Origin of the sequence: Flavobacterium channae, assembly GCF_021172165.1 — a bacterium.
Taxonomy (GTDB): Bacteria; Bacteroidota; Bacteroidia; order Flavobacteriales; family Flavobacteriaceae; genus Flavobacterium; species Flavobacterium channae.
Window position 1 is genome coordinate 2,724,809 of record NZ_CP089096.1, and the last position, 26,605, is coordinate 2,751,413.

General features: G+C 32.3%; 24 protein-coding genes. 12 read left to right on the plus strand and 12 right to left on the minus strand.

Annotated elements, in window-relative coordinates:
- Nucleotides 1-134 precede the first annotated feature (134 nt).
- The 4 genes from LOS89_RS12675 (at nucleotide 135) to LOS89_RS12690 (ending at nucleotide 3,157) form a co-directional block, all read left to right on the plus strand.
- Nucleotides 135-623, plus strand: a complete 489-nt coding sequence (locus LOS89_RS12675) for a DUF1573 domain-containing protein (protein ID WP_231835605.1) — start codon at nucleotides 135-137, stop codon at nucleotides 621-623.
- Nucleotides 624-697: 74 nt separating this feature from the next.
- Nucleotides 698-1,171 carry a methylated-DNA--[protein]-cysteine S-methyltransferase gene (locus tag LOS89_RS12680; protein WP_231835606.1) on the plus strand — a complete coding sequence of 158 codons (474 nt, stop codon included), beginning with the start codon at nucleotides 698-700 and terminating at the stop codon, nucleotides 1,169-1,171.
- Between the two features lie 63 nt (nucleotides 1,172-1,234).
- Nucleotides 1,235-2,395, plus strand: a complete 1,161-nt coding sequence (locus LOS89_RS12685) for a serine hydrolase domain-containing protein (RefSeq protein WP_231835607.1) — start codon at nucleotides 1,235-1,237, stop codon at nucleotides 2,393-2,395.
- Nucleotides 2,396-2,443: 48 nt separating this feature from the next.
- Nucleotides 2,444-3,157: a 3'-5' exonuclease gene (locus tag LOS89_RS12690; RefSeq protein ID WP_231835608.1), complete on the plus strand. Its 714-nt coding sequence runs from the start codon at nucleotides 2,444-2,446 to the stop codon at nucleotides 3,155-3,157.
- A gap of 47 nt (nucleotides 3,158-3,204) precedes the next feature.
- Here the strand turns inward: LOS89_RS12690 and LOS89_RS12695 are convergent, their stop codons facing one another.
- Nucleotides 3,205-6,165, minus strand: a complete 2,961-nt coding sequence (locus LOS89_RS12695) for a S8 family serine peptidase (RefSeq protein WP_231835609.1) — start codon at nucleotides 6,163-6,165, stop codon at nucleotides 3,205-3,207.
- A gap of 134 nt (nucleotides 6,166-6,299) precedes the next feature.
- Here LOS89_RS12695 and LOS89_RS12700 point away from each other — a divergent pair, with 134 nt between their 5' ends.
- From LOS89_RS12700 to LOS89_RS12715, 4 genes are all read left to right on the plus strand, one after another.
- Nucleotides 6,300-7,739 carry a spore maturation protein gene (locus tag LOS89_RS12700; protein ID WP_231835610.1) on the plus strand — a complete coding sequence of 480 codons (1,440 nt, stop codon included), beginning with the start codon at nucleotides 6,300-6,302 and terminating at the stop codon, nucleotides 7,737-7,739.
- Between the two features lie 47 nt (nucleotides 7,740-7,786).
- Entirely contained in the window at nucleotides 7,787-8,914 is a 1,128-nt protein-coding gene (locus LOS89_RS12705; protein ID WP_231835611.1) for a DUF6438 domain-containing protein, read from the plus strand.
- An 81-nt stretch (nucleotides 8,915-8,995) separates the two neighbouring features.
- Nucleotides 8,996-10,597: a fumarate hydratase gene (locus LOS89_RS12710; RefSeq protein ID WP_231835612.1), complete on the plus strand. Its 1,602-nt coding sequence runs from the start codon at nucleotides 8,996-8,998 to the stop codon at nucleotides 10,595-10,597.
- 245 nt (nucleotides 10,598-10,842) lie between these two features.
- Nucleotides 10,843-11,484 carry an NYN domain-containing protein gene (locus LOS89_RS12715; RefSeq protein ID WP_231835613.1) on the plus strand — a complete coding sequence of 214 codons (642 nt, stop codon included), beginning with the start codon at nucleotides 10,843-10,845 and terminating at the stop codon, nucleotides 11,482-11,484.
- Between the two features lie 114 nt (nucleotides 11,485-11,598).
- Here LOS89_RS12715 and LOS89_RS12720 read toward each other — a convergent pair whose 3' ends face one another.
- From LOS89_RS12720 to trhO, 10 genes are all read right to left on the minus strand, one after another.
- Complete coding sequence (locus tag LOS89_RS12720) at nucleotides 11,599-12,762, minus strand: class I SAM-dependent rRNA methyltransferase (protein ID WP_231835614.1); 1,164 nt, start codon at nucleotides 12,760-12,762, stop codon at nucleotides 11,599-11,601.
- 114 nt (nucleotides 12,763-12,876) lie between these two features.
- Nucleotides 12,877-13,245, minus strand: coding sequence for a four helix bundle protein (locus LOS89_RS12725; protein ID WP_231835615.1), 369 nt, complete (start codon nucleotides 13,243-13,245; stop codon nucleotides 12,877-12,879).
- An 83-nt stretch (nucleotides 13,246-13,328) separates the two neighbouring features.
- Nucleotides 13,329-13,988 (minus strand): CoA transferase subunit B, encoded by a 660-nt coding sequence (locus LOS89_RS12730; protein ID WP_231835616.1) that lies wholly within the window; start codon nucleotides 13,986-13,988, stop codon nucleotides 13,329-13,331.
- A 133-nt stretch (nucleotides 13,989-14,121) separates the two neighbouring features.
- Nucleotides 14,122-14,820 carry a CoA transferase subunit A gene (locus tag LOS89_RS12735; protein ID WP_231835617.1) on the minus strand — a complete coding sequence of 233 codons (699 nt, stop codon included), beginning with the start codon at nucleotides 14,818-14,820 and terminating at the stop codon, nucleotides 14,122-14,124.
- 20 nt (nucleotides 14,821-14,840) lie between these two features.
- A complete protein-coding gene (locus tag LOS89_RS12740) occupies nucleotides 14,841-17,132 on the minus strand; it encodes a penicillin-binding protein 1A (RefSeq protein ID WP_231835618.1) in 2,292 nt (763 codons plus the stop codon).
- Nucleotide 17,133: 1 nt separating this feature from the next.
- Nucleotides 17,134-17,631 (minus strand): gliding motility lipoprotein GldH, encoded by a 498-nt coding sequence (locus LOS89_RS12745; RefSeq protein WP_231835619.1) that lies wholly within the window; start codon nucleotides 17,629-17,631, stop codon nucleotides 17,134-17,136.
- Entirely contained in the window at nucleotides 17,612-18,772 is a 1,161-nt protein-coding gene (locus LOS89_RS12750; RefSeq protein WP_231835620.1) for a PSP1 domain-containing protein, read from the minus strand. The genes LOS89_RS12745 and LOS89_RS12750 overlap by 20 nt, the downstream gene beginning before the upstream one ends.
- A 177-nt stretch (nucleotides 18,773-18,949) precedes the next feature.
- Nucleotides 18,950-19,180, minus strand: a complete 231-nt coding sequence (locus LOS89_RS12755) for a ferredoxin (protein ID WP_231835621.1) — start codon at nucleotides 19,178-19,180, stop codon at nucleotides 18,950-18,952.
- The gene (locus tag LOS89_RS12760) at nucleotides 19,180-20,421 is read right to left on the minus strand and encodes a peptidase U32 family protein (RefSeq protein WP_231835622.1); all 1,242 of its coding nucleotides are present in this window, start codon (nucleotides 20,419-20,421) and stop codon (nucleotides 19,180-19,182) included. Before LOS89_RS12760 ends, LOS89_RS12755 begins: the two co-directional genes overlap by 1 nt.
- Nucleotides 20,421-21,779 carry an oxygen-dependent tRNA uridine(34) hydroxylase TrhO gene (gene trhO / locus LOS89_RS12765; protein ID WP_231835623.1) on the minus strand — a complete coding sequence of 453 codons (1,359 nt, stop codon included), beginning with the start codon at nucleotides 21,777-21,779 and terminating at the stop codon, nucleotides 20,421-20,423. Before trhO ends, LOS89_RS12760 begins: the two co-directional genes overlap by 1 nt.
- Before the next feature lie 195 nt (nucleotides 21,780-21,974).
- Here trhO and recA point away from each other — a divergent pair, with 195 nt between their 5' ends.
- The 4 genes from recA (at nucleotide 21,975) to LOS89_RS12785 (ending at nucleotide 25,735) form a co-directional block, all read left to right on the plus strand.
- Complete coding sequence (recA, locus tag LOS89_RS12770) at nucleotides 21,975-22,979, plus strand: recombinase RecA (RefSeq protein WP_231835624.1); 1,005 nt, start codon at nucleotides 21,975-21,977, stop codon at nucleotides 22,977-22,979.
- A gap of 88 nt (nucleotides 22,980-23,067) precedes the next feature.
- Nucleotides 23,068-23,469: a hypothetical protein gene (locus LOS89_RS12775; RefSeq protein WP_231835625.1), complete on the plus strand. Its 402-nt coding sequence runs from the start codon at nucleotides 23,068-23,070 to the stop codon at nucleotides 23,467-23,469.
- Between the two features lie 11 nt (nucleotides 23,470-23,480).
- Complete coding sequence (locus tag LOS89_RS12780) at nucleotides 23,481-24,023, plus strand: RNA polymerase sigma factor (protein ID WP_231835626.1); 543 nt, start codon at nucleotides 23,481-23,483, stop codon at nucleotides 24,021-24,023.
- Nucleotides 24,020-25,735 (plus strand): hypothetical protein, encoded by a 1,716-nt coding sequence (locus LOS89_RS12785; RefSeq protein WP_231835627.1) that lies wholly within the window; start codon nucleotides 24,020-24,022, stop codon nucleotides 25,733-25,735. Before LOS89_RS12780 ends, LOS89_RS12785 begins: the two co-directional genes overlap by 4 nt.
- Nucleotides 25,736-25,826: 91 nt before the next feature.
- On the opposite strand, the gene LOS89_RS12790 is transcribed toward LOS89_RS12785, so the two are convergent.
- A complete protein-coding gene (locus LOS89_RS12790; RefSeq protein WP_231835628.1) occupies nucleotides 25,827-26,567 on the minus strand; it encodes a lysophospholipid acyltransferase family protein in 741 nt (246 codons plus the stop codon).
- Between the last annotated feature and the right edge of the window lie 38 nt (nucleotides 26,568-26,605).

Sequence of the window (26,605 nt, forward strand, 5' to 3'; positions counted from 1 at the left end):
TTACAAAAAAAGTGCCATTAAAAACCCTTGTTAACATGTCATTAACAATCATTAAAATCTAATTAACAATAGAAAAATAAAACTTTTTTAGTTTTGTATCAACAAATTTAAAATAACTAAAAATATTATAGAGTATGAAATCAGTAAAATTATCTATTATCGCACTTTTTGTTGCATCTGCTTCATTTGCACAAGTGAAAGATGCTAAAATTGAAGCGTCTAAATCTATGCAAGTTGCTCCTGTTGAAGTTAAAACTCCAGCTGCACCAGTTCAATCTGCAATCAAATGGGATCAAGAAATTCATGATTTTGGTGATATTGAAAAAGGGAAACCTGTAACTTATGAATTCACTTTCACTAATACTACAAAAGAAACTATTTTAATTACTAACGTTAGACCAGCTTGTGGTTGTACTGCTGCTAATTACACTAAAACTCCTATTAAACCAGGAGAAAAAGGAATGGTTGCTGCTACTTTTAACGCTGCTAACGCAGGTCCTTTCCAAAAATCAGTTACAATTACAACTACTGAAAATGGAGTTGAGTCTGTAAAAACTCTTTCTTTCAAAGGAAAAGTTATAGACAATACTGCAACTGATAAAAAAGAAGAAATTAAATCATAACAATATTATTAATTCAGCTTTTTACATCTTATTAAGCCACCTTTATTAAAGGTGGTTTTTTTTATCTTTACAAAATGAAAACAGTCATTATTAATACTCCTTTAGGGTTTGCCGAAATTCAAGGTGATGAAAATGGAATATCTAAAATTCACATTTTGAATGATGAAACGCCTTTAAGCAATGAAATCCCTGAAGAATTAAAAAATGCTGTAAATCAACTTCATGAATATTTTGAAGGTTCTAGAACTAATTTTTCATTAAAATTAAATCCTTCAGGAACAGAATTCCAAAAAAAAGTGTGGCAGGAATTACAAGAAATTCCTTTTGGTAAATCATGCTCTTATCTTGATTTATCGAAAAAAATAGGTGATGTTAAAGCTATTCGAGCAGTTGCTTCTGCAAACGGAAAAAATCCACTTTGGATCGTAATTCCATGTCATAGAGTAATTGGCACAGACGGATCGCTAACTGGTTATGCTGGTGGCTTATGGCGAAAAAAATGGTTGCTAGAACATGAAAATCCTGTGAAACAAAAAAGTTTGTTTTAGATTTTTAAAATTCAGTTCTCTTTTTTTGTTATTTTTATAACGCAATCCTTTTAAAAATAACAAATGAAATTCCTTTTAAAATTTTTCAAATGGTTCGCTATAACATTAGCGAGTATCATTCTACTCATGTATATTTTTGATGTAGATTATCTTTTGCGTGCCGTAAGGACAATTTATTTTAAAGGATATACAACTGCTTTTTTAGAAGATTATAAAGAATTTCCAAATAGAGAAATAAAAAAAGGAGCTGCTCAACCTTGGGCAATTGGTTCCGATTACAATTCAGTTCCTGCAACAGCTAATTTAGCAAAGAATCACAAAGAACTTAAAACCATTGCTTATCTTATCATTAAAAATGATAGTATTTGGCACGAAAGTTACTTTGATGGATTTGATAAAAATTCCAAATCCAATTCTTTTTCTATGGCAAAAAGTGTTGTTACTATGGCAATGGGGAAAGCTATAATGGAAGGAAAAATAAAAAGTTTAGATCAAAAAGTTACTGACTTTTTCCCAGAATTAAAAGGTAAATACGCAAAAGAAGTTACTGTAGGCGATTTGTCTTCTATGGCTTCTGGATTAAGTTGGGACGAAAAATATTACAGCCCGTTTTCTATTGTTACCAGAGCCTATTTTGATGATGATTTAAAAGAGGTTATTTTGAATTTAAACATCAATGAAAAACCAGGTCAATCATTCAAATATTTAAGTGGCGCAACACAATTGTTGGCTATGTGTATTGAAAAAGCAACAGGCGAATATTTATCGGATTATGTTTCGAAAAACTTTTGGCAACCAATGGGAGCTGAAAACGATGCGTTATGGCAATTGGATCATGAACCAGACGGAATTGAAAAAGCTTATTGCTGTATTGCAAGTAATGCAAGAGATTTTGCTCGTTTTGGCAAACTTTATTTAAACAATGGAAAATGGAATGGAAAACAACTATTAGATAGTGCATTTGTGAAAAAATGTGTTACTCCACGATTTGAAAAAAGTCCTCAATATGGCTACGGTTGGTGGATGCATAATTTTTTAGGTAAAAATTTATATTATATGCGTGGGCATTTAGGTCAGTTTGTGATTGTTATCCCAGAAGACCAATTAATCATTGTTCGTCTTGGTCATTTAAAAGGAGTACAAACTTCTTATGATCCGCACAGCGAAGATTTATATGTTTATGTAGAAGAAGCTTATAATATGCTTGAGAAAAGAAAGAAATAAAAATTTTAAATTGGAAACAATTAAACATCAACTATAAACCATACAAAAATGATTGAGAAAATAAATTTAAACAACATTTTGTTTCTAGATATTGAAACAGTTCCAGAATATCACAATTATAGAGGTTTAGACCATGAAACGCAGCAACTTTGGGAACAAAAAACACAATACCAACGTAAAGACGAAGTATCTGCCGAAGATTTTTACGAGCGTGCTGGTATTTGGGCCGAATTTGGAAAAATCATTACTATCTCTGTTGGTTACTTTGTAAACAAAGCGGATATTAGAAACTTTCGTGTAACTAGTTTTTGGGGAGAAGAAAAGAAAATTCTTCAAGATTTTTCAAATTTATTAAACACTCATTTTAATGGTGCCCAACATGTGCTGTGCGGACATAATGCTAAGGAATTTGACATTCCTTTCATTGCCAGAAGAATGATCATAAACGGAATTGCACTTCCAGATAAATTAAACTTATTTGGTAAAAAACCATGGGAAGTCCCACATTTAGACACTTTAGAATTGTGGAAGTTTGGCGATTACAAACATTTCACTTCATTAAAACTACTAACTAAAGTTTTAGGAATACCTTCTCCAAAAGACGATATCGACGGTAGCGAAGTAGCTCATGTATTTTATGTAGAAAATGATATCGACCGAATCATAACCTACTGCGAAAAAGACGTTATTGCGGTAGCACAAATTTTCTTGCGATTAAGACGAGAAGATTTATTAATTGAAGAAGAAATAATTCATGTATAAAAAAAGGGAGCTAATTAGCTCCCTTTTTATTTATTATCTAAATATGATTATTTATTGATAACCACTTTTTTAGTTGTTTTAGCACTTCCATTTTGAATGCTTAACATATAAATTCCGTCAGATAAATTTTCAACGTTTAATGTCTCAATATTATTTGAAGAAACCTTAGTAATAACTTTTCTTCCTTGAACATCAAATAATTCATAAGTAGTATCACCTGTAACAGCTCCAGCTAAATCAATATTAACAATTCCTTTTGCAGGATTTGGATACACAGTTAATGAATTTAAAACATTATCATTAGAACTTAATGAAGCCGTAACCGCACAAATTTCAATAGTAAAGTTACTAATTGTTCCACCATCACCATTAAATGGATCATCAACAAGTAAAGTCCAAACTCCATCAGCAGCTAATCCGTTTAAATTACTTAAAGGATCAAGTGGTGCAATATCACCTGAAATTGCAGGAACACCAGTACAAGCAGGATCAGTTCCTGAATCTACAAATCTACAATTAATGTCATCGTTATCTCCACATGGTTGGTTTAATAATGTAATAATTGGACTTCCAATAGAAGCTGGTCCTTGTAATACAATTGTCATATCTTGTACATAAGTATGTGTCATTGCAAATGAAATTCTCATTTCACCAATTGTATGACCTCCAGTAATTGTTACTGGAACACTTGCACTTGAATTTGCAACATCAGCTACAGTTGCGTTTGAAAAATCAGTTGCAGAGAAAGTATGTCCACAAGATAAAATTCCTGTTCTAAAAGAACTAACAGCCGCAGAACTTTCAGTTGCAGCACCACATCTGTTTGATGGTACAATTCTCCAATAATATAATGTATCTTCTAATAAACCTGAAACAATATAATTTGAAGCAGTTGTTGATTGATTTACAACAAAAGTTGTAAATGAAGGACTTGTTGAAACCTGAACAATTTGACTTTCAACATTAATATTAGCATCCCAATCCAAATTAACTGTTGTAGCTGTTCCATTGAATCCATTTGAAGGAGAAACCATTACAACTGGACTAAATGTTGAACTGTAAATTTTTAAAACTTTTGTTCTTGTTTCTGATTCTGTTCCGTTGTTTCCAACAATTCCAATATTATATTCTCCAGGAATTACTGCTGCTAAATTTGAAACAGTCATAGTAACAGTTCCATCAGCACTTAAACTTGTTGGTGAAATAGAAACATTTGCTCCTGCAGGAATTCCTGTTGCAGAAAAATTAGTTGTTCCTGCTCCTGTTTGTTTATAATTAAATGTATATGATGCCGTTTGATTACTACATAACTCTAAATTATCAGAAGTAGGTATAAGTGCAATGCTTGAAGCAATTCCTGTAACTACTAATGAATAATTTTGACCACCATTAACTAAATTTCCTTTGTGAGTAACTGTGATTACATAATTACCAGCAGCTGGAGCATCAATTTTTATTACTTCAACATTATCAACATTGTTATCACCATTTCTTAGTGCTGGAGATGTTGGTGAAGCTACATCTAATCTCCAAGGATAATATGTATTTCCATCTTTAGTAATCCTAATATCTAAATCATTTACTAATGCTCTAAATGGATCATTTGGTGTTAATCTCTGACCGTTGTTTGCTTCACCTGGTACATCTGTCCAGGTAATTGAAGCTATTAATGGATTATTTGCTCCACCTGTAGATGCAACAGTCATTGTAAAAGTTTGTCCTTGATTTAATCTCTCTTCAGAAACCCAAGAAGAAAGTCCATTATTTGAAAGTGTTTCAGCAGCTTTTTTAGCATTCAATAATCCCCAACCAAATTTTGGATCTGGTCCTGCAACACCTGCATCATCAGCTGTATGACAAGCTAATCCTTTTAAAGTTGCAGCCTTCATAAAACTATTAGTAAGATTTTTAGAATGTTGTTGTAACAATAATAATGTTCCTGTAACATTTGGAGCAGCCATTGAAGTTCCCGACATTTGCCCAGTAGCTATGTCTGTTGTGCTTACAACAGAATTTACTCCTGTTCCGTTGCCTGCAATATCTGGTTTAATTCTTCGATCATCAGTTGGACCTTGACTACTACTTGAATTAATTATTACACTATTTAATGTACCATCAGCATTAATAGTAGCATCTTCTGCATTGGCAACTGTTAAAACATTTTTTGAAACTTTATTTCCAACCAATTTATCAAATCCAGGAGCAATTGGAGTTGTATTATTATTTGTTCCATCATTTCCTGCAGAATAAACGGGCAAATAATAAGGAGAAATGAAGGCAATTTCATCCCAAACCCTTGAATCTTCTACATATGAACCCACATACCAAGCAGGTAAAGTATTTCCATTACTCACTAACGGCACTCCATATGAATGATTTGAAAGTAACATTCCCATTGCCACTTCTGAAAGCGCTTCTGATTCATCATCTGTCCAGTTAAAAGTTCTTGCTGTTGCTTGAGTAGCCATTCCTTTAATACTATTAGAACCAACACTCCATCTATTAGCCATAATTGTTCCTGTAACATGAGTAGAGTGATCATTGTAACTAGTTCCTGAAGCATCATCAACCGTTGTAACTCTTCCTGTTTCAAATCCTCTGTGTGTTCTTCTAACTGTTCCTCCATCCCATACACGAGCAACCATATTCTGACCGTCTAAAGATAAGCCTAAGCCACCACCTGTATTAAGATAATTTGTTCTTGTTGATCTTGCTGCATTTACATTGTCAGTAGAATAATAAATAGGGAAACCATCAGGAGTTAATTTCATTAATTCTTGAAAAGTTCCATCTTCATTTTTAATGATAATTGGCCAACCATTTTTTTCAGCTGCCTCATATGCTGCTTTTTTTTCAGCTGCTTCTTTTTTCTTTAAAGCAACTTCTAATTCTTTGATTTTAACTAAATCGTAATCTTTGGTTATTTTTACTGCATCTTCCTTGGTTTGCGAAAAAACAAAACCCGAAAAAGTAAGCGTAAAAACAAACAGTAATTTTCTGATTTTCATAATAGTTAGTAGGTTATGTTGATATTAATTTTACAAATATATAATTATTTATTAAAACCCCTAATTCTTTATATTTTTTTAAAAACATTGTTCTTTTTTGTTTTAATATTACATTTACGAAAAAATACAAGCATATGGTTTTAAGTAGATTTTGGTTAGTCATATTTGTTTCTTCCATCTTTTTTATTGTTTTTGGACTGTTTTCTTCTCAGTATTATTCTATCGATTATGTATTGAATGGTAAAAAAGACGATCCTATACTTATTTCTGAAAAATTCATTGATGAAATTCCTGTATTCATAAAAGATAGTATTCAAAAATCAAAAGACAAAACTTATAACCTTAATAGAGATACTTTAAATATTGACACAACTTATGTGTTTAAAAATCAAACGGTAAAAATTTATAGTGGTAAACAAAAATCAGATGGATTATTACCTACTTGTAAAACCAGTTTATTTGATATCATTTTGCCACTTATGGCTTATTTAGCATTCTTCTGTGGTTTAATGGAATTACTTATCATATCTGGAGCTTCAGAAAAATTAGCCAAAAAGTTAAGTCCGTTTTTCTCTAAAATTTTCCCATCCGTGCCAAAAAATCACGAGTCGGTTTCTTATATGACTTTGAATTTTGCCGCTAACTTTTTAGGATTGGATTCAGCAGCTACTCCATTTGGATTAAAAGCTATGGAAAGTCTACAAGAATTGAATGTTGAAAAAGATAAGGCCAGCGATGCCCAAATCATGTTTATGTGTTTACATGCAGCTGGTTTAACTTTAATCCCAACTTCAATTATTGGTTATCGTGCTGCGGCTAATGCAGCTAACCCAGCCGATGTAATGTTGCCTTGTATTATTACGTCATTCATTGGAACAATTGCAGCAATGATTATTGTTGGAATAAGACAAAAAATTAATTTTAGAAGTGCAACACTTGTTGTAGGGTTAATGACTGTTATTGCTGCGATTGCCGGTTTGTTATTTTACATTAACGGTTTAAACTTGGTTGAAAAGAACTTTTTTACATCCAACTTATCTGGATTAATGTTGGTTGCCATAATTGGAATTACATTAATTTATGCCTTTGTAAAAGAAAAGAAATTTGTTGAGGATAAAACCACCATTTTTGATGCTTTTGTTTCGGGTGCTAAGAACGGATTAACTACAGGTGTAACCATTTTTCCTTATGTTATGGGAATGTTAGTTGCCATTTCATTTTTTAGAAACAGTGGCTTATTTGAAATTATGAGTAATGGAATTTCGTTTTTCTTCTCCAATATTGGAGTTAGTAAAGAAATTACCGATTCCTTACCTGTTGCCATGTTACGCCCATTCAGTTCAAGTGGTTCACGTGGTTTTATGTTGGATGCCATGAGTACTTTTGGTGCGGATTCGTTAACCGGAAGATTGAGTTCTATTTTTCAATGTAGTGCCGAAACTACTTTTTATGTAATTGCAGTTTATTTTGGTTCGGTAAAAATTAAAAATACCCGATACACTTTAGGCACCATGCTTTTAGTAGATTTAATTTGTGTAATTACAGCGATTTTTGTGGCAAGTTGGTTTTTTTAAATGATAATAAATTAATATCAAGCTCGTTTTTACTTTAAAATTAGTCAATGAAAAAATTATGTTTAATCGTCTGTTTTATAATATTTTTCTCATGTTCTAAAAACAAGAATGAAGAAATTTATGGTAATTGGTATTTTGAAAGAGAATTAGATTCTAAAAAAAATCAGAAAAAATCACTTTTAAGACATTTAGATATAGAAGGCTTTAATATTTGTAATGATAGTATAATCGATTTTAAAAAACCTTTTTTTTATACTATTGAAACGAAAACTAGATTTGGAGAAATAGAAAATACTCAATACAATTATAGTAGTTATTATTTAGGATCAAAAACTAAATATATTTATACTGGAAATAAATTGATTTATTTCAATAAGAGCATTAATAAAAATGATACTATAATATTAAAAAAGGTTAAAGATAATTTAATTATTAAATTATCAAATGAAGATAAAAAATATGAATTTGTAAAAAGAACTTCTAACTATTCAAATAGTACTTTTTATGATGCAATAATAATTGACAGAGGACCCTGCTTTGGAGATTGTCCAATTAACTCAACTTACATAAATAGAAATGGTGAATATTTTTTTAAAGCCACTGGTCATAATACAGTTTTTGATGGAAATTACACTGCTGAAATAGAAAAAAACAGAATAAAACAAATTTTTAATATTTTCGATAAAATTGAATTTAAAAAATTAAAAGACGTATACACATACTCTGCAACAGATTCGCAAACAAACTATATTACTTTTATTAAAAATGGTAAAATTGTAAAAACTATTTCGTCTTACATTGAATGTCCAATTGATTTAAAGAAAGCTTTAACTGAGCTAAGTTATCTATATCAGCAAGTAAATATTAATTACAATCAAAACTTCATTTTTAATGAAAAATTGATGAATTGCTCTTTTGATGATTCAATAAAACTTAAGGATTCGGAAATTTTTTTCTTAGAAATTCTTCTTTCAAAAGCAAAAGATGTAAAATTGAATTTTAATCAGAAATACAAATTAGATTTTTTTTCTTGGGGAGATGAAAAAATAAAAAGTATTTATACTGATGGCAGATACTATCAAATTATCTACAAAAACAATACTTCAGTAATAAAAGATATTGGCTTTAACTTTGTTATCGCTAATCCTATACTTAAAACGATGAGATTAGAGTAATTAATTCAATACCAATTAACCAAAATTCATTTTTTCATTCCCATCAAAAATCCGTAACTTTACCTTTCAAAACATACACAAATGGACTTTTTATATCAAGACCCGTATCCTATTTTAAAAGATGATACGCACTACAAAAAATTAACTTCAGATTACGTAAAAGTAGAAAAATTAGGCGATAGAGAAATCTTAGTAGTCGACCCAAAAGGGTTAGAATTATTAGCGCAAGAAGCCATGGACGACGTTTCGTTTATGTTGCGTTCTGCTCACTTACAAAAACTACGAAATATTATCGATGATCCGGAAGCAACAGATAATGATCGTTTTGTAGCTTATAATTTATTGCAAAATGCTTCAGTAGCCGTTGAAGGGCAATTGCCTTCTTGTCAAGATACTGGAACTGCGATTGTAGTTGCTAAAAAAGGTGAAAACGTGTACACTGGTGTTGATGATGGCGAGTGGTTGTCTAAAGGAATTTACAATACGTACCAAAATAAAAATCTTCGCTACTCGCAAATTGTTCCGATTTCGATGTTTGAAGAGAAAAATTCGGGTTCAAACTTACCAGCTCAAATTGATATTTATGCTAAAAAAGGAAGTTCATACGAATTCTTGTTTTTAACAAAAGGTGGTGGATCGGCAAACAAAACGTTCTTATATCAAAAAACAAAATCGTTGTTGAATGAAAAATCTTTAGACGAATTCATTCGCGAGCGCATTATGGATTTAGGAACAGCAGCATGTCCTCCGTATCACTTGGCAATCGTAATTGGTGGAACATCTGCCGAAGCAAATTTAGCTGCTGTTAAAAAAGCCTCTGCAGGTTATTATGACCATCTACCAACTTCTGGAAACATGTCTGGACAAGCTTTCCGCGATTTAGAATGGGAAAAAAGAATTCAAATCATCTGTCAAGAAAGTCAAATAGGTGCTCAATTTGGTGGAAAATATTTAACGCATGATGTTCGAGTTATTCGTTTACCTCGTCATGCTGCATCTTGTCCTGTTGGAATGGGAGTATCATGTTCTGCCGATAGAAATATTAAAGGAAAAATTACAAAAGATGGTATTTTCTTAGAACAATTAGAAACCAATCCAGGTCAATTTTTACCAGATACAGCTCCACATTTAGAACCTGCTGTAGAAGTTAATTTGAACAGACCAATGCAAGAAGTATTGGCAGAATTGTCAAAATATCCTATCAAAACACGTTTAAAATTAAACGGAACTTTGATTGTAGCTCGTGATATTGCGCATGCCAAAATCAAAGAATTATTAGATGCTGGAAAACCAATGCCAGAGTATTTCAAAAATCATCCAGTGTATTATGCTGGTCCTGCAAAAACTCCAGACGGAATGCCTTCAGGAAGTTTTGGTCCAACGACTGCTGGAAGAATGGACGTTTATGTTGACGAATTCCAAGCGGCTGGTGGAAGTATGATTACGTTAGCTAAAGGAAACCGAAGCAAAGACGTAATGAACGCTTGTAAAAAACACGGCGGATTCTATTTAGGTTCGATTGGTGGTCCTGCTGCAATTTTAGCAAAAGAAAATATCTTATCGGTTGAAGTTGTTGATTTCCCAGAATTAGGTATGGAAGCCGTAAGAAAAATTGAAGTAAAAGACTTCCCTGCGTTTATTATTACTGATGATAAAGGAAACGATTTCTTTATGAATTTGTAAATAATAAAAGAGTTGTTGATATATAGTTTTTTAATTAGTAATAAATTTATTTAATAAATATTATAAATAAAATCAATAGATTTTATTATTTAAATAAATTCAATATTAGATAAAGTTGTGTTAAAATAACGCAACTTTTGTTTAAAAAATAAAATTATGTGCTAATTTTGCACCATAAACGTCACGCTTTACTGTCAAGTAAAGTATAGCTACCGACTTAGGTAGCTTTTTTTTTGTAAAAATTTATGAGAACTATTGTTTACATTGATGGGTTTAATTTTTACTATGGTTTGCGAAACAAATCCAGAATGGATGCAAATTGGAAAAAATTCTATTGGATAGATTTTGTAAAATTAAGTGAGCAATTTTTAATGAATGGTGAAGTTCTCGAAAAAGTTAAATACTTTACTGCCCCTCCTTTAAACAGAAACAAACAAAGTCGTCAAAGCGCCTTATTTAAAGCTAATTCGTTATTAAATGAAGATCGATTTGAAGTTATTAGAGGGAAATATTATGATAAACAAATTACTTGTTCTGGTTGTGGAATATCTTTTTCGAAACCAGAAGAAAAGAGAACTGATGTTAACATTTCTGTTAATATGGTTGGTGACAGCGCATTAGGACTGGTAGATAAAATTATATTAATATCCGCAGATAGTGATTTAGTTCCTCCACTTGAATTTATTAAGACGCATTATCCAAATATTGCAATTAAAATTTACTTCCCTCCTTGCAACTTTAGCTATGATCTGAAAGAAATTGCAAAAGGGAAAAAAATAACCAAATTAGAAGATAACTCTTTTAGATTTAGAAATTCTATAATGGATGAAATTGTATTTAACAAAGAAAAAAGCGATAATGCAACTATTCCTGAAAAATGGAAATAACTTCATCGAAAATTTTAAAAAAATCAATTTTGAACATCTTTTTAGTTTTGAAAACTACCATCCTAAAAAAATCGATACAAATTTAGTAGGACAGATTACTTAACACTTTGAAATCTATTCCACAAACAACACCAATCCTTTTAAATAATGACCTTCTGGATGGTAAATATTGGTTGGGTGATCTGGCCCTTGTTCTAATTTGTGTAAAACTCTAATGTTTCTTCCTGTTTCAATCGCGGCGGCGGCAACCGTATTGTAAAACAAAACATCGTCAATGACTTGCGAGCACGAGAATGTGAATAAAATTCCGTTTGGAGCTAAAGCTTTTAATCCGGCAATATTTAAACGTTTGTAAGCTTGCGTTGCGGTGTGTTTACTTTTGATGCTTTTCGCGAAAGCTGGTGGATCTAAAACAATTACATCGTAAATTTGATGATTCTCCTTCATGAAGTTGAACACATCGTCAGCAACAGCTTTATGATTGGCTTTTGGGAAATTTAATTCCATATTACTGGCTGCTAAATCCACAGCTTTTTGAGAAATATCTACCGAAGTTACTAATTCTGCTCCAGCACTCATGGCGTAAATTGAAAATCCGCCTGTGTAGCAAAAGGTGTTTAGTACTTTTTTGCCTTTTGAAAATTCGCCTAGTAACTTTCTATTTTCGCGTTGGTCTAAGAAGAAACCTGTTTTTTGACCTTCTACCCAATTTACCGAAAACAAAATGTTGTTCTCTTTTGCAACTGCTTCTACTTTATTTCCGAATAAGAAATAATCAGTTCCTGTATTTGGTAAAGTTCCTGAACTTTTGCAATAAATAGTTTCGCAATAGTCTGGAAAATTGGATTTTATGGCTTCAGCTATTTTCTCCATTTGAAGAAAAACTCCAATGGAATGCGCTTGAATTACCCAATTATTATCGTAATAATCAATGATTAATCCAGGAATCCCATCGCCTTCTCCGTGAATCACACGAAAAGCATTCGTAACTTCAAAATCCAATATTTGGGTGCGTAAATACCAAGCCGATTGTAGTTTGGTTACCCAAAAATTCTCAGAAAAAACTTCATCACCAAAAGTCAAAATTCGGACAACAATACTTCCTTTATCGCTAAAATAACCTGTTCCTAAATGGTTATTTTTTGCATCCACAACATCAACCATTTCACCATCGTTAATTTCACGACTTACGCCATAAACTGCACCGCTGAAAATCCAAGGATGACGACGTTGTATAGATTTTTCTTTGCCTGATTTTAAAATTACTTTTGGGAACATGTTAATGTGTCAATTTGAAAATGTGTCAATGTGCCGATACAATGTGTCAATTTGAAAATTAGTCAATTATTAAATTGCTAACTCATCAATTAATTGGCATATTGTCTCATTGCCTTATTGACTAATTTTTTTGGTTGTTGAAATGATTTTATTTGTAATTTTTAATATATCAAAAACTTCCGTTAGTAATTCTTCTGCATTTGGATAATTTTCTAATTCGTTACAAAGAAATAACCAAAATTCGGTTTCATCGGCTTCTTTCATTGCAATTTTCATTTTATGAATAAAGTCTGCTTTGCTTTCAGAATTTTGAGCTTCTTTAATATTTGCTCCTATTGAAGTTCCTGATTTTAATAGTTGATTGGCGATTACATACTTTCTGTCTTCTTCTAATTTTTCTGTGTATTGAACTACTTTTTTAGCAAATTCAAATGATTTTAAAAGAATTAAATTGTTTTTGTACTTTTCTTGAAATGTTATCATGGCTTATATATTTGTTTAATGTGTCGATGTTTCAATTGAACTATAGTTAAGCAAATTGACACATTGACTAATTGCCTCATTGGCTAATCGATTTTCATTTCTGGAATTTCTCCTTCGATGATTAAATCGGCTTCTGTTGCTTTGATGATGTCTTCTACTGAAACTCCTGGTGCGCGTTCTAACAATTTGAATCCTTTTGGTGTGATTTCTAAAACCGCTAATTCCGTAACGACTTTTTTCACACAACCAACACCCGTTAATGGAAGCGTACATTTTTTCAAGATTTTAGATTCTCCTGCTTTATTTACGTGCATCATAGCTACGATAATATTTTCTGCCGAAGCTACTAAATCCATAGCGCCACCCATTCCTTTTACCATTTTTCCTGGAATTTTCCAGTTGGCAATATCGCCGTTTTCAGAAACTTCCATAGCTCCTAAAATGGTTAAATCTACTTTTTGAGCTCGAATCATTCCGAAACTAAATGCTGAGTCAAAGAAACTCGCTCCTGGTAAAGTAGTAATAGTTTGTTTTCCAGCATTGATGATGTCGGCATCTTCTTCACCTTCAAAAGGGAAAGGTCCCATTCCTAAAACACCATTTTCTGATTGAAATTCAACTGAAATATCTGTACGAACATAATTGGCAACTAAAGTTGGTATTCCGATTCCTAAATTAACATAATAACCATCTTTAACTTCTTGTGCTATTCTTTTTGCGATTTGATTTTTATCTAATGCCATAATGTAATGTGTCAATTTGATAATGTGTCAATGTGCCTATTTTAATGTGTCAATTTGAGAATGTATCAATATGTCAATTATTTTATTGACTAATTGGCTCATCGTCACATTGGCTCATTTGCACATTGGCTAATTATTTTTGTCTAACGGTTCTTTGCTCAATTCTTTTCTCAAATTTCTCACCCTGGAAAATACGATTAATCATAATTCCTGGAATGTGAATTTCATTTGGATCTAAAGTACCAGCTGGTACCAATTCTTCTACCTCAGCAATAGTAATTTTTGCTGCGCCAGCCATTGGTGCATTAAAGTTACGAGCTGTTCCTTTGAAAATCAAATTTCCTGCTTCGTCACCTTTCCATGCTTTAACAATAGAGAAATCAGCTTTGAAAGCGTGTTCTAAAACATGCATTTTTCCGTTAAATTCTCGAACTTCTTTTCCTTCCGCTACTTCAGTTCCGTAACCTGCTGGCGTAAAGAATGCAGGAATTCCGGCTTGTGCAGCACGACATTTTTCCGCTAAGGTTCCTTGTGGTGTTAATTCCACTTCCAATTCCCCTGAAAGCATTTGACGTTCGAACTCTGCATTTTCTCCCACATACGAAGAAATCATTTTTTTAATTTGGCGTTTTTGTAATAGTAATCCCAATCCGAAATCATCAACTCCTGCGTTGTTTGAAATACAAGTTAGATTGGTTACATTTTTACGAACTAATTCAGCAATACTATTTTCAGGAATACCACAAAGACCAAAACCACCTAACATGATGGTTTGTCCGTCTTGAATGCCTTCTAAAGCCTCTTTAACGTTGTTAACTTTTCTAGAAATCATATTTAGTTTGTTGTTGTTTTTTATAATCCAAATTCATCCATGTCAGGTTCGTCTGTTGGAACTGCAGTAGAATCTACTACTTTTTTAGGTGTCCAACAATCTACCTTAATCGATAAATCTTCGGGTCTTTCAAATGGTTCTTTAGAAACATCTAAATCGCTATCAGCATAACATTTCTTCATGAAAAGACCCCAAATTGGTAATGCCATAGTAGCTCCTTGTCCTAATCTTGTTGCTCTAAAGTGAGCTGCTCTATCTTCATTTCCTACCCAAATTCCAGTAGCTAAATTTGGCACCATTCCGATAAACCATCCATCAGAATTGTTTTGAGAAGTTCCTGTTTTTCCTGCAATTGGGTTTCCAAAACTATAATCGTATTGGATAAAACCACCACCACCGTATTTCAATCTTGCTCCTGTTCCAGACTGAGTTACACCTTCCATTAATTTAATTACTGTATAGGCTACATCTTTGTTAACTACATCCTTTGTAACTGGAGTTGGCTGATCTAAAACCACACCATTTTTATCTTCTATTTTGATAATGAATGTTGGTTTTACATAAACTCCTTGATTAGCAAATGTACTCATGGCACCTACCATTTGCTCAACTGTAATATCAACTGCTCCTAACGCAATTGAAGGTTGAACTGGAATATCTGAAGTAACACCCAATTCTTTTGCCATGTCAACTACAGCTTGTGGACCCACTCTATCAATTAATTTTGCAGAAACCGTATTGACCGAATTGGCAAGTGCTTTTTGTAACGTAATGGTTCCTCTATAATTTCCATCTGAATTTTTAGGCGACCAATCAGCATCAATTCCCCATTTACCCTTTGGCATTGTAAAATAACTATCAATAATTGAATCACAAGGCGACATACCCAATTGTTCAATAGCAGTTGCATATAAGAAAGGCTTAAATGTTGACCCTACCTGTCTTGCTCCTTGACCTACGTGATCGTATTGGAAATATTTATAATTAACTCCTCCAACCCATGCTTTAATGTGACCGTTTCTTGGCTCCATTGCCATCATACCGGTTTGTAACATGTGTTTGTAGTAAATGATAGAATCTTTAGGTTTCATGATGGTATCTTTTTCACCTTCATAAGTAAAGATTTTCATTTTTGCAGGAACTTCAAAAGATTTTATTATTTCATCTTTTGTCTTGCCATTCAAGTCCATTTTTCTCCAACGTTCTGAATTTTTCATGGCTTGCATCATGATTTGCTGCGTTTGCTCTGGAGTAATGTCTACGAAAGGTGCGTTTTCTTTTCCTTTAGCCGCTATAAAAAATTCTTTTTGTAAATTTTTTAAATGTTCGGTTACCGCTTCCTCAGCATATTGTTGCATTTTAGAATCGATAGTAGTATAAATTTTTAACCCATCACGATACAAATCATATTCTGTTCCATCAGGTTTTAAATGGTCTTTAATCCATTTTTTCATGTAATCTCTTAAGTACTCTCTGAAATAAGTTGCACTACCTTCAGAATGACTTTCTGGTCTGAAATCCAGTTTGATTGGCAACTTTTTTAACTGCTCTTTTTGAGCTTCAGTAATTACATCGTTTTTAACCATTTGTCCCAAAACTGTATTTCTTCTATCTAATACTAATTGGGCTCTTTTTTTTCTGTTTGGATTATACAACGATGGGTTTTTTAACATTCCAACGAATAAAGCGCCTTCTTCGATAGTTAAATCTTTTGGTTCTTTATTCATATAGATTTTTGCTGCAGAACGAATTCCAACTGCACCATTAACAAAATCTACTTGGTTCAAGTACAAAGCAATGATTTCTTGTTTTGTATATTGACGTTCCAAACGAATAGCAATAATCCATTCTTTTACTTTTTGAATAATTCTGAATAAAATAAATTTAGAACCTTCACCATGGAAAAGGTTTTTTGCTAACTGTTGTGTTAATGTACTTGCTCCACCATCTCTACCTAAACGAACAACGGCTCTTAATGTTCCTTTAGCATCGATACCTGAGTGCTCATAAAAACGTTCGTCTTCAGTAGCAACTAAAGCTTTTACTAAATGCTGAGGCAATTCTTCATACTTAACAGGTGTTCTATTTTCTTTGTAGAATTTACCAATTACAACTCCATCTGAAGAAATAATTTCGGTTGCAACATTTGAATCTGGATTTTCTAAATCATCAAACGATGGCATTTTTCCGAAAAATCCCCATGAAGCAAAAAGGAATAATAAGATTACCCCTAAAAATCCATAAGCGAATAATTGCCAAAATTTTCTTTTGTACTCTGAAAAATCGTTTGTATTTGCTTTTTTAGTAGCCATACTATTTTATTTTTTCAATTCTTAATCCTAGTTCTGTAATTCCGTTAAGTTCAGCAACACCATCTACTTTTCCTGTTTCTCTAACCGCCTGAACTACCTCAACGTTATATTTTCCTGGTCTTTTGAAAATAAAATTTTCTAAATACCACAGTTTGCTTTCTTTAATATCCGAAAAACCTTCACCCATTAAAGTCCCATCTGGATTTGCCATTTGATATTCTAAAGTATCCACTTTAATCGTAGGTTTTTTTCCTGGCTCTTTTAAAGTAACAATCAAATACATGTTATTAAACGGATAATCGTTATTGTTTCTTACATTTAAAAACAAATGATACGGGTTTACAGTATCATTTTGTTCAAATGCAAAACGCAAAGTGTCCGATTTTTTCCATGTGCCGTCTAACTCTTTGTATTCGCTAAAAAACTGCTTTTTATCACAAGAGAAAAAAAGCATTGACAACATCATTAACCCAATAAGTTTATTCTTTTTTTGGAGCATTTTTAAAATTTGATGGTTTACGTTTTTTATTTTTATTGTTATTCTTTTTCTTAGGCTGATCGAAACGTGTTAAACTATCCTGACCAACAACATTTTCAAATTTTTTCTCTACCTCTTGAACTGTTTCAACTACATAATCTTCTAAAGCAGCAACACGTTCTTTTTTCTTATTAACAGCCAAGATTTCTTTTACTTTAGACACAGGCAATACTAACCATTGTGCTGGTGCATTTGCATAAGAAAACCACATAATTTCTTTAAATATGTCGATTTTTTGGCAATACGCATCACCTTTCTCCGTATATAATTTAGTATCAATATCTGGCATGTCTTTAAGCGCATCCAAATAAGTATCTAATTCGTAATTTAAACAACATTTTAATTTACCACACTGACCTGCTAATTTTTGTGGATTTAATGACAATTGCTGATAACGAGCTGCTGAAGTATTAACACTTCTAAAATCGGTTAACCAAGTTGAACAACACAATTCTCTTCCGCAAGAACCAATTCCTCCTAAACGAGCTGCTTCTTGACGGAAACCAACTTGTTTCATTTCGATTCTTACTTTAAATTCTTGTGCAAATTCTTTAATTAATTGACGAAAATCTACTCGATCATTTGCTGTATAATAAAACGTTGCTTTTGATCCATCACCTTGAAATTCTACATCAGAAATTTTCATTTCTAGTTTTAAATTTATGGCAATTTCTCTTGCACGCATACGCACAATTTCTTCTTTATTTCGAGCTTCTGTCCAAATATCAATATCGCGTTGTGAAGCTTTTCTATAAATTTTAGCTAATTCTTTATCAGGATTTTCACCTTTCTTTTTCATTTGAATTTTAACCAATTCGCCTGTTAAAGTTATTATCCCAATATCATGACCCGGAGAAGCTTCTGTAGCTACAATGTCTCCTATTGCTAAAGTTAGCTTTTCTGTATTTCTAAAAAATTCTTTTCTACCATTTTTGAAACGGATTTCAGCCGCATCAAAAGGCGCCTGCCCTCCTGGTAATGTCATGTTTGACAACCAATCAAATACCGAAAGTTTGTTGCAGCTATCGGTGCCGCAAGTCCCATTATTATTACACCCCTTTGGTGCACCACCATCAGCGGTTGAACAGTTTGTACATGCCATAATTTAAATATATAGTGATTGTCCTCAAAAGGACTACGTTTCAAAATGTTTTTGAGCGTAAAGATATTGATTTTTTATGGAAACTTTCAAATTAGCCTTTTGAAGTTTTACAAAACAAAAAAACCTATCTCATTTAAAACGAAATAGGTCTTTTATTAGTATTTTAAACTTAAAAAATTATGTTTCTTTTACGGAAATTATATGTACTGGACAAGCTTTTGCTGCTAATTCACAATTCTCTACTATTGCGTGATCTGGCGATTTTAATGTGTGAAATCCTTTAGAATCGACCGCTTTAATTAATACAGATTTTCCGTCTTTTTTTGACATTTGAAATTGCGCCGGAGCCATTTCAACACAATAATTGCAACCAATACATTTGTCTCTTTGAAGCGTAACAACAACCATTAGTTTTCTACAATTTTATACATTTTGTCCGATAAACGAATTCTAAATGGAACTTTCAATGTACAACTATCTCCTTTTGTAGCTTTTTCTGAAGATGCATCATTAACAAAGAAATCATCTAAAATTAATTCTTGAGCTCCAGTGCTTGGTCCGGTTATCAAAATCTTGTCGCCTTTTTTAATATCATAAGCTTCAATCTTGAACTCGGCAATATTCGATTTTGGAAAATAATGCATTCCTTTTCCAACATATACTTTTCGTTGAGTTGCATTTGAGCCAGGGTTATCAGACCATTCGCCTAATTTTTGTCCCAAATAATAACCACTCCAAAAACCTCGATTATAAACCGTTGCCAAAGCAGCCATCCAAGTATTGATTTTTTCTTTAGTAAAAGTTCCTTCGTAATACGAGTCAATAGCTTCGCGATACGTTTTGATAACTGTTGCAACATAATCAGCAGCTCTACCACGACCTTCAATTTTCAAAACTTTTATTCCTGAATCGATTACTTGGTCAAGAAAATCCAACGTGCACAAATCTTTTGGAGACATCATGTATTCGTTGTCAATCTCAATTTCAAATCCCGATTCTTGATCAATAACCGTGTATTTTTTTCGGCAATTTTGTTTGCAAGCGCCTCTGTTAGCAGAAGAATTATGCGAATGTAAACTCAAATAACATTTTCCTGAAACCGCCATACACAAAGCTCCGTGACCAAAGATTTCAATCTCAACTAAATTGCCACTTGGTCCTTTTATTTGCTCTTTTTCAATATCATCGGTGATTTTCTTTACTTGGCGTAAACTCAACTCGCGAGACAGAACAATCGTATCAGCAAACATGGCGTAGAATTTTACCGTTTCTATATTGGTTACATTCAATTGGGTAGAAATATGCACTTCCATTCCCATCGTACGAGCCGTCATAATCACCGCTTGGTCAGATGCAATTACGGCTGTAATTCCTGCTTCTTTAGCTTTAGTCAAAAGTGTTTTTACAATCGATAAATCATGATCGTAAATAATGGTATTTAAAGTTAGATAGGTTCTAACGTTTTTTTCGTTGCAACGACGCGCAATTTCTGGCAAATCATCTAAAACGAAATTCACAGTTGCACGAGCTCGCATGTTTAATTGTTCTACACCAAAATAAATTGAGTCGCAACCATTATCTAAAGCTGCTTGCATGGATTCGAAATTTCCTGCAGGCGCCATTAATTCTATTCTTCCAGAAGTTGTCATTAGCTGATAATTTTAAATAATTTATCGGATAATCTTACTCTAAAAGGCACTTCAAAAGTTACTTTATCGCCAACTTTAGCTGATGAATTTTCAGTTCCGTTTACGAACATTTTTTCTAGAATCAATTCTTGGTTTCCAGTTGTTGGTCCCGAAATTAGAATGCTGTCACCAAGATTTAACTCTTGATTTTCTATAACGAAAAGTCCTACTTGTGCTTTCACATAATAGTGTTCGGCTTTACCAAGCAATACTTTTTTTACTTTTATTTTTTGACGAATGTCTTTGGTTTTTTGGGCTACAGCCAAAGGTTTGTCAGAAAGTTCTCCTGAATGTTTGAATTTCAAATTTTCTGATTTTCCTTTTCGGAAAACCTTATTTCCTACTTGTTTTCCTCTACGAAGTTTTACTTGTTCGGCTAATGGTAAATGCGTGATTTCTAAACATTCGGTAGAACAACAATTTTCCATAGCTGCTTTACATTCGTCACATTGAATGAATAATAAATGACAACCATCGTTCAAACAATTCGTGTGATTGTCGCAAGGTTTTCCACATTGGTGACATTGCGAAACGATATCGTCGGTAATTCTTTCCCCTAATCTGTGGTCGAAAACGAAGTTCTTTCCAATGAATTTACTTTCCAAACCTTCTTCTTTGATTTGTTTGGCGTAATTAATAATTCCGCCTTCAAGTTGGAAAACATTTTTAAAACCTTGGTGTTTGAAATACGCCGATGCTTTCTCGCAACGAATTCCTCCGGTGCAATACATCACCAAGTTTTTATCTTCTTTGAAATCTTTTAATTGTTCGTTAATAATTGGTAACGATTCACGAAAAGTTTCTACATCTGGAGTAATTGCACCTTTAAAATGACCGATTTCACTTTCGTAATGATTTCTAAAATCTACTACAATCGTGTTTGGATCTTCTAAAATTTGATTGAATTCTTTCGCTTTTAAATGCACTCCAATATTGGTTACATCAAACGTTTCGTCGTTCAAACCATCGGCTACAATTTTATCACGAACTTTTACCGTTAATTTTAAAAACGAATGGTCGTCGTGTTCTACAGCAACATTCAATCGAATGCCACGCATAAAATCGTAAGCTTCTAAAGTTTCTCTAAAAGCTTCAAAATTTTCGGCTGGAACCGACATTTGAGCATTGATACCTTCTTTGGCTACATACGTTCGACCAAGAGCATCGAGTTTGTTCCATTCGATAAATAAATCGTCGCGAAATTTTTTGGGATCTTCAATTTTGGCATACGCATAGAAAGATAATGTAAGACGTTGTTTTCCGGCTTCATCAATTAATTGAGCTCTTTCTTCTGCGCTTAAAGTGTTATACAGTTGCATGCTATAAACGTTTTAAGATTAGAGACGTGATAAATCACGTCTGTACAGAATTATGTTATGAATTCTAAATGGAAGAATTCGGGCACAAAGGTAATAAAATTGATTAAAAATCAAATCTTTAATAGCCTATCAAAACATATTAACATTTTTTGTATCGAATAAAAAAAGATGTATTTTTACGAAAAATATTTTATTATGAGCTCAGATAAAGACGCAAAATTAAAAGCCTTACAACTAACATTAGACAAACTTGACAAAACGTACGGAAAAGGAACCGTAATGAAATTAGGTGATAGCGCTGTTGAAGAAGTAGAAGCTATTCCGTCAGGTTCATTAGGTGTTGATTTGGCTCTTGGAGTAAATGGATATCCAAGAGGAAGAATCATAGAAATCTACGGACCAGAATCGTCAGGTAAAACCACGTTAACATTACACGCCATTGCAGAAGCTCAAAAAGCGGGTGGAATTGCAGCATTTATTGATGCCGAGCACGCATTTGACCGTTTTTATGCTGAGAAATTAGGGGTTGATATTGACAATTTAATTATTTCGCAACCAGACAATGGAGAACAAGCATTAGAAATTGCTGAAAGTTTAATTCGTTCTGGAGCTGTAGATGTTGTGGTAATTGACTCGGTTGCTGCCTTAACTCCAAAAAGTGAAATCGAAGGCGACATGGGTGATTCTAAAATGGGATTACACGCTCGTTTGATGTCTCAAGCATTAAGAAAATTAACAGGAACTATTCATAAAACAAACTGTACTGTTTTCTTCATTAACCAATTACGTGATAAAATTGGTGTTATGTTTGGAAGCCCTGAAACAACAACGGGTGGAAACGCGTTGAAGTTTTATGCTTCAGTTCGTATTGATATTCGTAAATCGACACAAATTAAAGATGGTGATAATGTTTTAGGAAACAGAACTAAAGTAAAGGTTGTAAAAAACAAAGTAGCACCACCATTTAGAACTGCTGAATTTGACATCATGTATGGAGAAGGGATTTCTAAAGTAGGTGAAGTTTTAGACTTGGCTGTAGAATTTGAAATTATCAAAAAAAGCGGTTCATGGTTTAGTTATGGTGAAACAAAATTAGGACAAGGTCGTGATGCGGTTAAAGCCTTAATAAAAGACAATCCAGAATTAATGGACGAATTGGAACAAAAAATCAAAGAAACCATTAAAGAAAATAACGTTTAGAAAAATCACGCCTAGTGCGTGATTTTTTTTTAAGGTTACGCAACCTTTTAATTAAATTTGAATCTATCTTATATAACAAATCATTAAAATGAAAAAATTAGTTTTATTAGTAAGTATTCTGTTTTTGTTCAATTCTTGTCAATTAGATGACAACGATTTTCATGTTGAAATTTTACCTGTTCATTCAGTTGAAATGCCAGCTGAATTTGAACTTGGAGCAGTTTATCAAATTACGATGGAATATTACAGACCTACAAATTGTCATTCGCCGTATGGGATTTACTATGAAAAAGACTTGAATGTTAGAACTTGTGCAGTACAAAATTTAGTTGAAGAAAGAGGCAATTGTGCTCCTGTTGAAAATGTTTTAGTTCAAGAAACTTTTACGTTTAAAGTTACAAATACTGGAAATTACATTTTTAAATTTTGGACTGGAGAAGACACAGAAGGTAATGACACATTTTTAGAATATGATATTCCTGTTAATTAACACTTAGTAAATTGATCTTAGAGCAATTAATACATGAATGTAGTAACAACAATACTAAAGCACAAGAGCAAATTTATCGCTTACTAGCGCCAAAATTGTTTACTGTGTGTTTGAAGTATTCGCGTAATTATGAAGAAGCTCAAGATAATTTACAAGAAAGTTTTTTAATAATTTTTGATAAAATAAGTCAATATAAGAATACAGGTTCTTTTGAAGGTTGGGCAAAAAGAGTTGTTATAAATTATGTTTTACAACAATACAGAAAACAAAATGTTTTTGAAATAGTTTCTGAAAAAATTCCTGATGAAGAAGAAATAGAAATTGACGATGAAAATGTGAGTTTGGAATTTCTAACAAAAATCATTCAAGAATTACCAGATAGGTATCGATTGGTTTTTAATCTTTATGTTTTAGATGGATACTCACATAAAGAAATTTCAGAAATGTTAGAAATTAACATTGGTACTTCGAAATCAAATTTAGCAAGAGCTAAAGCAATTTTGAAGAATAAAATTGAATCAAATAATAGTTTTGATGTAAAAAAAAGTAGATGAAAGACAATAAAAATATAGAACGATTATTTCAGGAGAAATTCAAAGATTTTGAAGCCACACCGCCTCAAGAATCTTGGGATATTATCGCTAGTCGACTTAATGAAAAGAAGAAAAAGAAACGCGTTATACCAATTTGGTTCCGCTATTCTGGAATAGCTGCTTCTTTGTTCTTAGTTGGTGGATTAATTTGGAATTTTACAGCAAATAATAATGAAACTGAAAATGTTCCAAATTTTGAAAACACAATTGTAAATGCTGATGAATCTTCAACAAATAAAAACGGATTAGAAACAAATTCTTCGATTGATAATGATAATGCAATAGTTTACGATTCTGAATTAAACAGTTCAGAATCTGAAACCAATTCAGAAAACTCATATCAAAAACAAGAGAACTCCTATCGAGAGTTTAACGGAAGAGAAAACAAATCAACAATTAAAAAGAATTTACTAAATAAAAAAGTTCGAAACAATTCTGGTCAACAAAATTCTGTGGTTTCTAACAACAAAATTGAAAAATACACCGAACCAAATGCTGATCAAAATTCAAGACGAAAAACAAACAAAAAATACAACAAACAACAACGTGCTGTTTTTACAAATTCTGACGCAGCTGTTGTTTCTAATGTTCAAAAAAACAAATCGAAAAGAAAAACTAAATTCAATTCTAACAAAAACAATTCTATTGTAGAGAATGAAATTTTAAACGATACTGATTTAGTTGTTGACAATAAGAAAAAAGATAAGGCTTCAATTAATAAAGAAGGTATTGATGCTTACTTTGGTAAAGAGTCGTCTAATTCAACTATTGTCAATAACAACAATAATGATTCCATTACAACTCAAACAATCAATTCAAATGTTGTTGTTTCAAATGAAATCATTACTCAAGATAGTACTCTAGTGGCTGAAGTTTTGAAAGAAACGAATCCGTTAGAGGAATTGCTAAAAGAAAAAGAGGCTGGGAAAAATGAAGATGAAAAAGAAGAAAAAAGAAGTAAATGGGCGATTAGCACTAACGCGTCGCCTGTTTATTTCAATTCCTTAGCAGAAGGTTCTTCTCTTGACGAGCAATTCAGTTCAAATAGCAAAAACTACACAACTACTTTAAGTTATGGTTTAGCTGGAATTTACGCTATAAATGATAAATTGAGTGTAAAAACTGGAGTTAATAGTATAAATCTTAGTTACAATACAAACGATGTAATTTTTGATTCTAGAATGAGTGGTGCCGAAAGTAATGTTCCTGCAATTTCAAGAAATGCAGATGCGAGTCAAATGGTGTTTAGTTCAAAAAGTAGTGAAATACAAACTTTATCTGGCGATATTGAAAATGTTTCGATTCAAAATAACGTAGGTGCTTTAAAACAAAACATCAGTTATATTGAAGTTCCATTAGAACTGAGTTACAAATTGATTGATAAAAAATTTGGTATCGAACTAATTGGCGGTATGAGTACTTTATTTCTAAACCAAAACAATATTTCATTGGTTGCAAATGGTGTAGAAATGGAAGTTGGAAAAGCTAATAATTTAAACAATATACATTTTAGTAGTAATGTCGGTTTGGGTTTTAAATATTCATTTTGGAAAAGCTTCAATGCTAATTTCCAACCTATGTTTAAATACCAAATCAATACGTTTAGTGAAAACACTAGTAATTTTAAACCTTATTTCATAGGGTTGTATACTGGTGTAAGTTTTAGTTTTTAAGCTTTGTTGGTTAAGCTTAAATTTTTAGTTAAGTTATGTTTCATTTCTTTTTAAAATGAAGCTGAAAAAGTCCAAATGCGTTTGGACTTTTTTATTTTAAATCGTTTTCTAATGGCGTTAAAATAATTTGACGAACTTGTTTTTTCAACTCATGTCTGTCGTCTAATGTTTTTCCTTTTGTTTCAATTATTGGAAATATTTTGGCTCTCATTCTTCCAGGACTTCCGCTGAAGAATGTATATGAAAAACGTTTTTTGTTGTCAAAAAACACCATTGGAACAATTGGCAAACCATGTTCAATAGCAATTCTAAAAGCACCATCTTTAAATTCATCTAGTACAACATGTTCTTCTGGAACTCCTCCTTCTGGAAAGATACAAATACTCAACCCTTGATGAATTCTTTTTTGAGCTCTTTCAAAAACAGCATATCTACTTTTGCTATTACTTCTATCTACCATTATGCAAACACGCTTGTAAATAAACCCAAAAATTGGAATCTTAGCCAATTCTTTCTTTCCTACAAAAACAAACGGATGATTCTTAACAGCAATCAACATCAACATAATATCTGTCATTGAAGTATGATTAGCCACCAACATATAACTTTTACCTTCTTCAAAAACCTCATCACCTTCAATAGAATAATTGAAACCCATTCCTATTAAAATAACTTTTGCCCAAATACGAGCAATTTTAAAAAATAATGGATACGTTTTTTCGCTAATTATAGTTGCAAAAATTAATGGAAATAAAACGATTATAGGAACCAAAACCAAAATATAAAACCAAATTCGGTATAATAAGGTCAGTGGATATTTTAAAAACTTCATCGATTGGTATAAATTATATTTCCAAAAGTAGTGATTTT

Bases quoted from the DNA above. Each gene is read 5' to 3' on its own strand.
- LOS89_RS12675 (WP_231835605.1), top strand. From the start codon at position 135: ATGAAATCAGTAAAATTATCTATTATCGCACTTTTTGTTGCATCTGCT.
- LOS89_RS12680 (WP_231835606.1), top strand. From the start codon at position 698: ATGAAAACAGTCATTATTAATACTCCTTTAGGGTTTGCCGAAATTCAA.
- LOS89_RS12685 (WP_231835607.1), top strand. From the start codon at position 1,235: ATGAAATTCCTTTTAAAATTTTTCAAATGGTTCGCTATAACATTAGCG.
- LOS89_RS12690 (WP_231835608.1), top strand. From the start codon at position 2,444: ATGATTGAGAAAATAAATTTAAACAACATTTTGTTTCTAGATATTGAA.
- LOS89_RS12695 (WP_231835609.1), bottom strand. From the start codon at position 6,165: ATGAAAATCAGAAAATTACTGTTTGTTTTTACGCTTACTTTTTCGGGT.
- LOS89_RS12700 (WP_231835610.1), top strand. From the start codon at position 6,300: ATGGTTTTAAGTAGATTTTGGTTAGTCATATTTGTTTCTTCCATCTTT.
- LOS89_RS12705 (WP_231835611.1), top strand. From the start codon at position 7,787: ATGAAAAAATTATGTTTAATCGTCTGTTTTATAATATTTTTCTCATGT.
- LOS89_RS12710 (WP_231835612.1), top strand. From the start codon at position 8,996: ATGGACTTTTTATATCAAGACCCGTATCCTATTTTAAAAGATGATACG.
- LOS89_RS12715 (WP_231835613.1), top strand. From the start codon at position 10,843: ATGAGAACTATTGTTTACATTGATGGGTTTAATTTTTACTATGGTTTG.
- LOS89_RS12720 (WP_231835614.1), bottom strand. From the start codon at position 12,762: ATGTTCCCAAAAGTAATTTTAAAATCAGGCAAAGAAAAATCTATACAA.
- LOS89_RS12725 (WP_231835615.1), bottom strand. From the start codon at position 13,245: ATGATAACATTTCAAGAAAAGTACAAAAACAATTTAATTCTTTTAAAA.
- LOS89_RS12730 (WP_231835616.1), bottom strand. From the start codon at position 13,988: ATGGCATTAGATAAAAATCAAATCGCAAAAAGAATAGCACAAGAAGTT.
- LOS89_RS12735 (WP_231835617.1), bottom strand. From the start codon at position 14,820: ATGATTTCTAGAAAAGTTAACAACGTTAAAGAGGCTTTAGAAGGCATT.
- LOS89_RS12740 (WP_231835618.1), bottom strand. From the start codon at position 17,132: ATGGCTACTAAAAAAGCAAATACAAACGATTTTTCAGAGTACAAAAGA.
- LOS89_RS12745 (WP_231835619.1), bottom strand. From the start codon at position 17,631: ATGCTCCAAAAAAAGAATAAACTTATTGGGTTAATGATGTTGTCAATG.
- LOS89_RS12750 (WP_231835620.1), bottom strand. From the start codon at position 18,772: ATGGCATGTACAAACTGTTCAACCGCTGATGGTGGTGCACCAAAGGGG.
- LOS89_RS12755 (WP_231835621.1), bottom strand. From the start codon at position 19,180: ATGGTTGTTGTTACGCTTCAAAGAGACAAATGTATTGGTTGCAATTAT.
- LOS89_RS12760 (WP_231835622.1), bottom strand. From the start codon at position 20,421: ATGACAACTTCTGGAAGAATAGAATTAATGGCGCCTGCAGGAAATTTC.
- trhO (WP_231835623.1), bottom strand. From the start codon at position 21,779: ATGCAACTGTATAACACTTTAAGCGCAGAAGAAAGAGCTCAATTAATT.
- recA (WP_231835624.1), top strand. From the start codon at position 21,975: ATGAGCTCAGATAAAGACGCAAAATTAAAAGCCTTACAACTAACATTA.
- LOS89_RS12775 (WP_231835625.1), top strand. From the start codon at position 23,068: ATGAAAAAATTAGTTTTATTAGTAAGTATTCTGTTTTTGTTCAATTCT.
- LOS89_RS12785 (WP_231835627.1), top strand. From the start codon at position 24,020: ATGAAAGACAATAAAAATATAGAACGATTATTTCAGGAGAAATTCAAA.
- LOS89_RS12790 (WP_231835628.1), bottom strand. From the start codon at position 26,567: ATGAAGTTTTTAAAATATCCACTGACCTTATTATACCGAATTTGGTTT.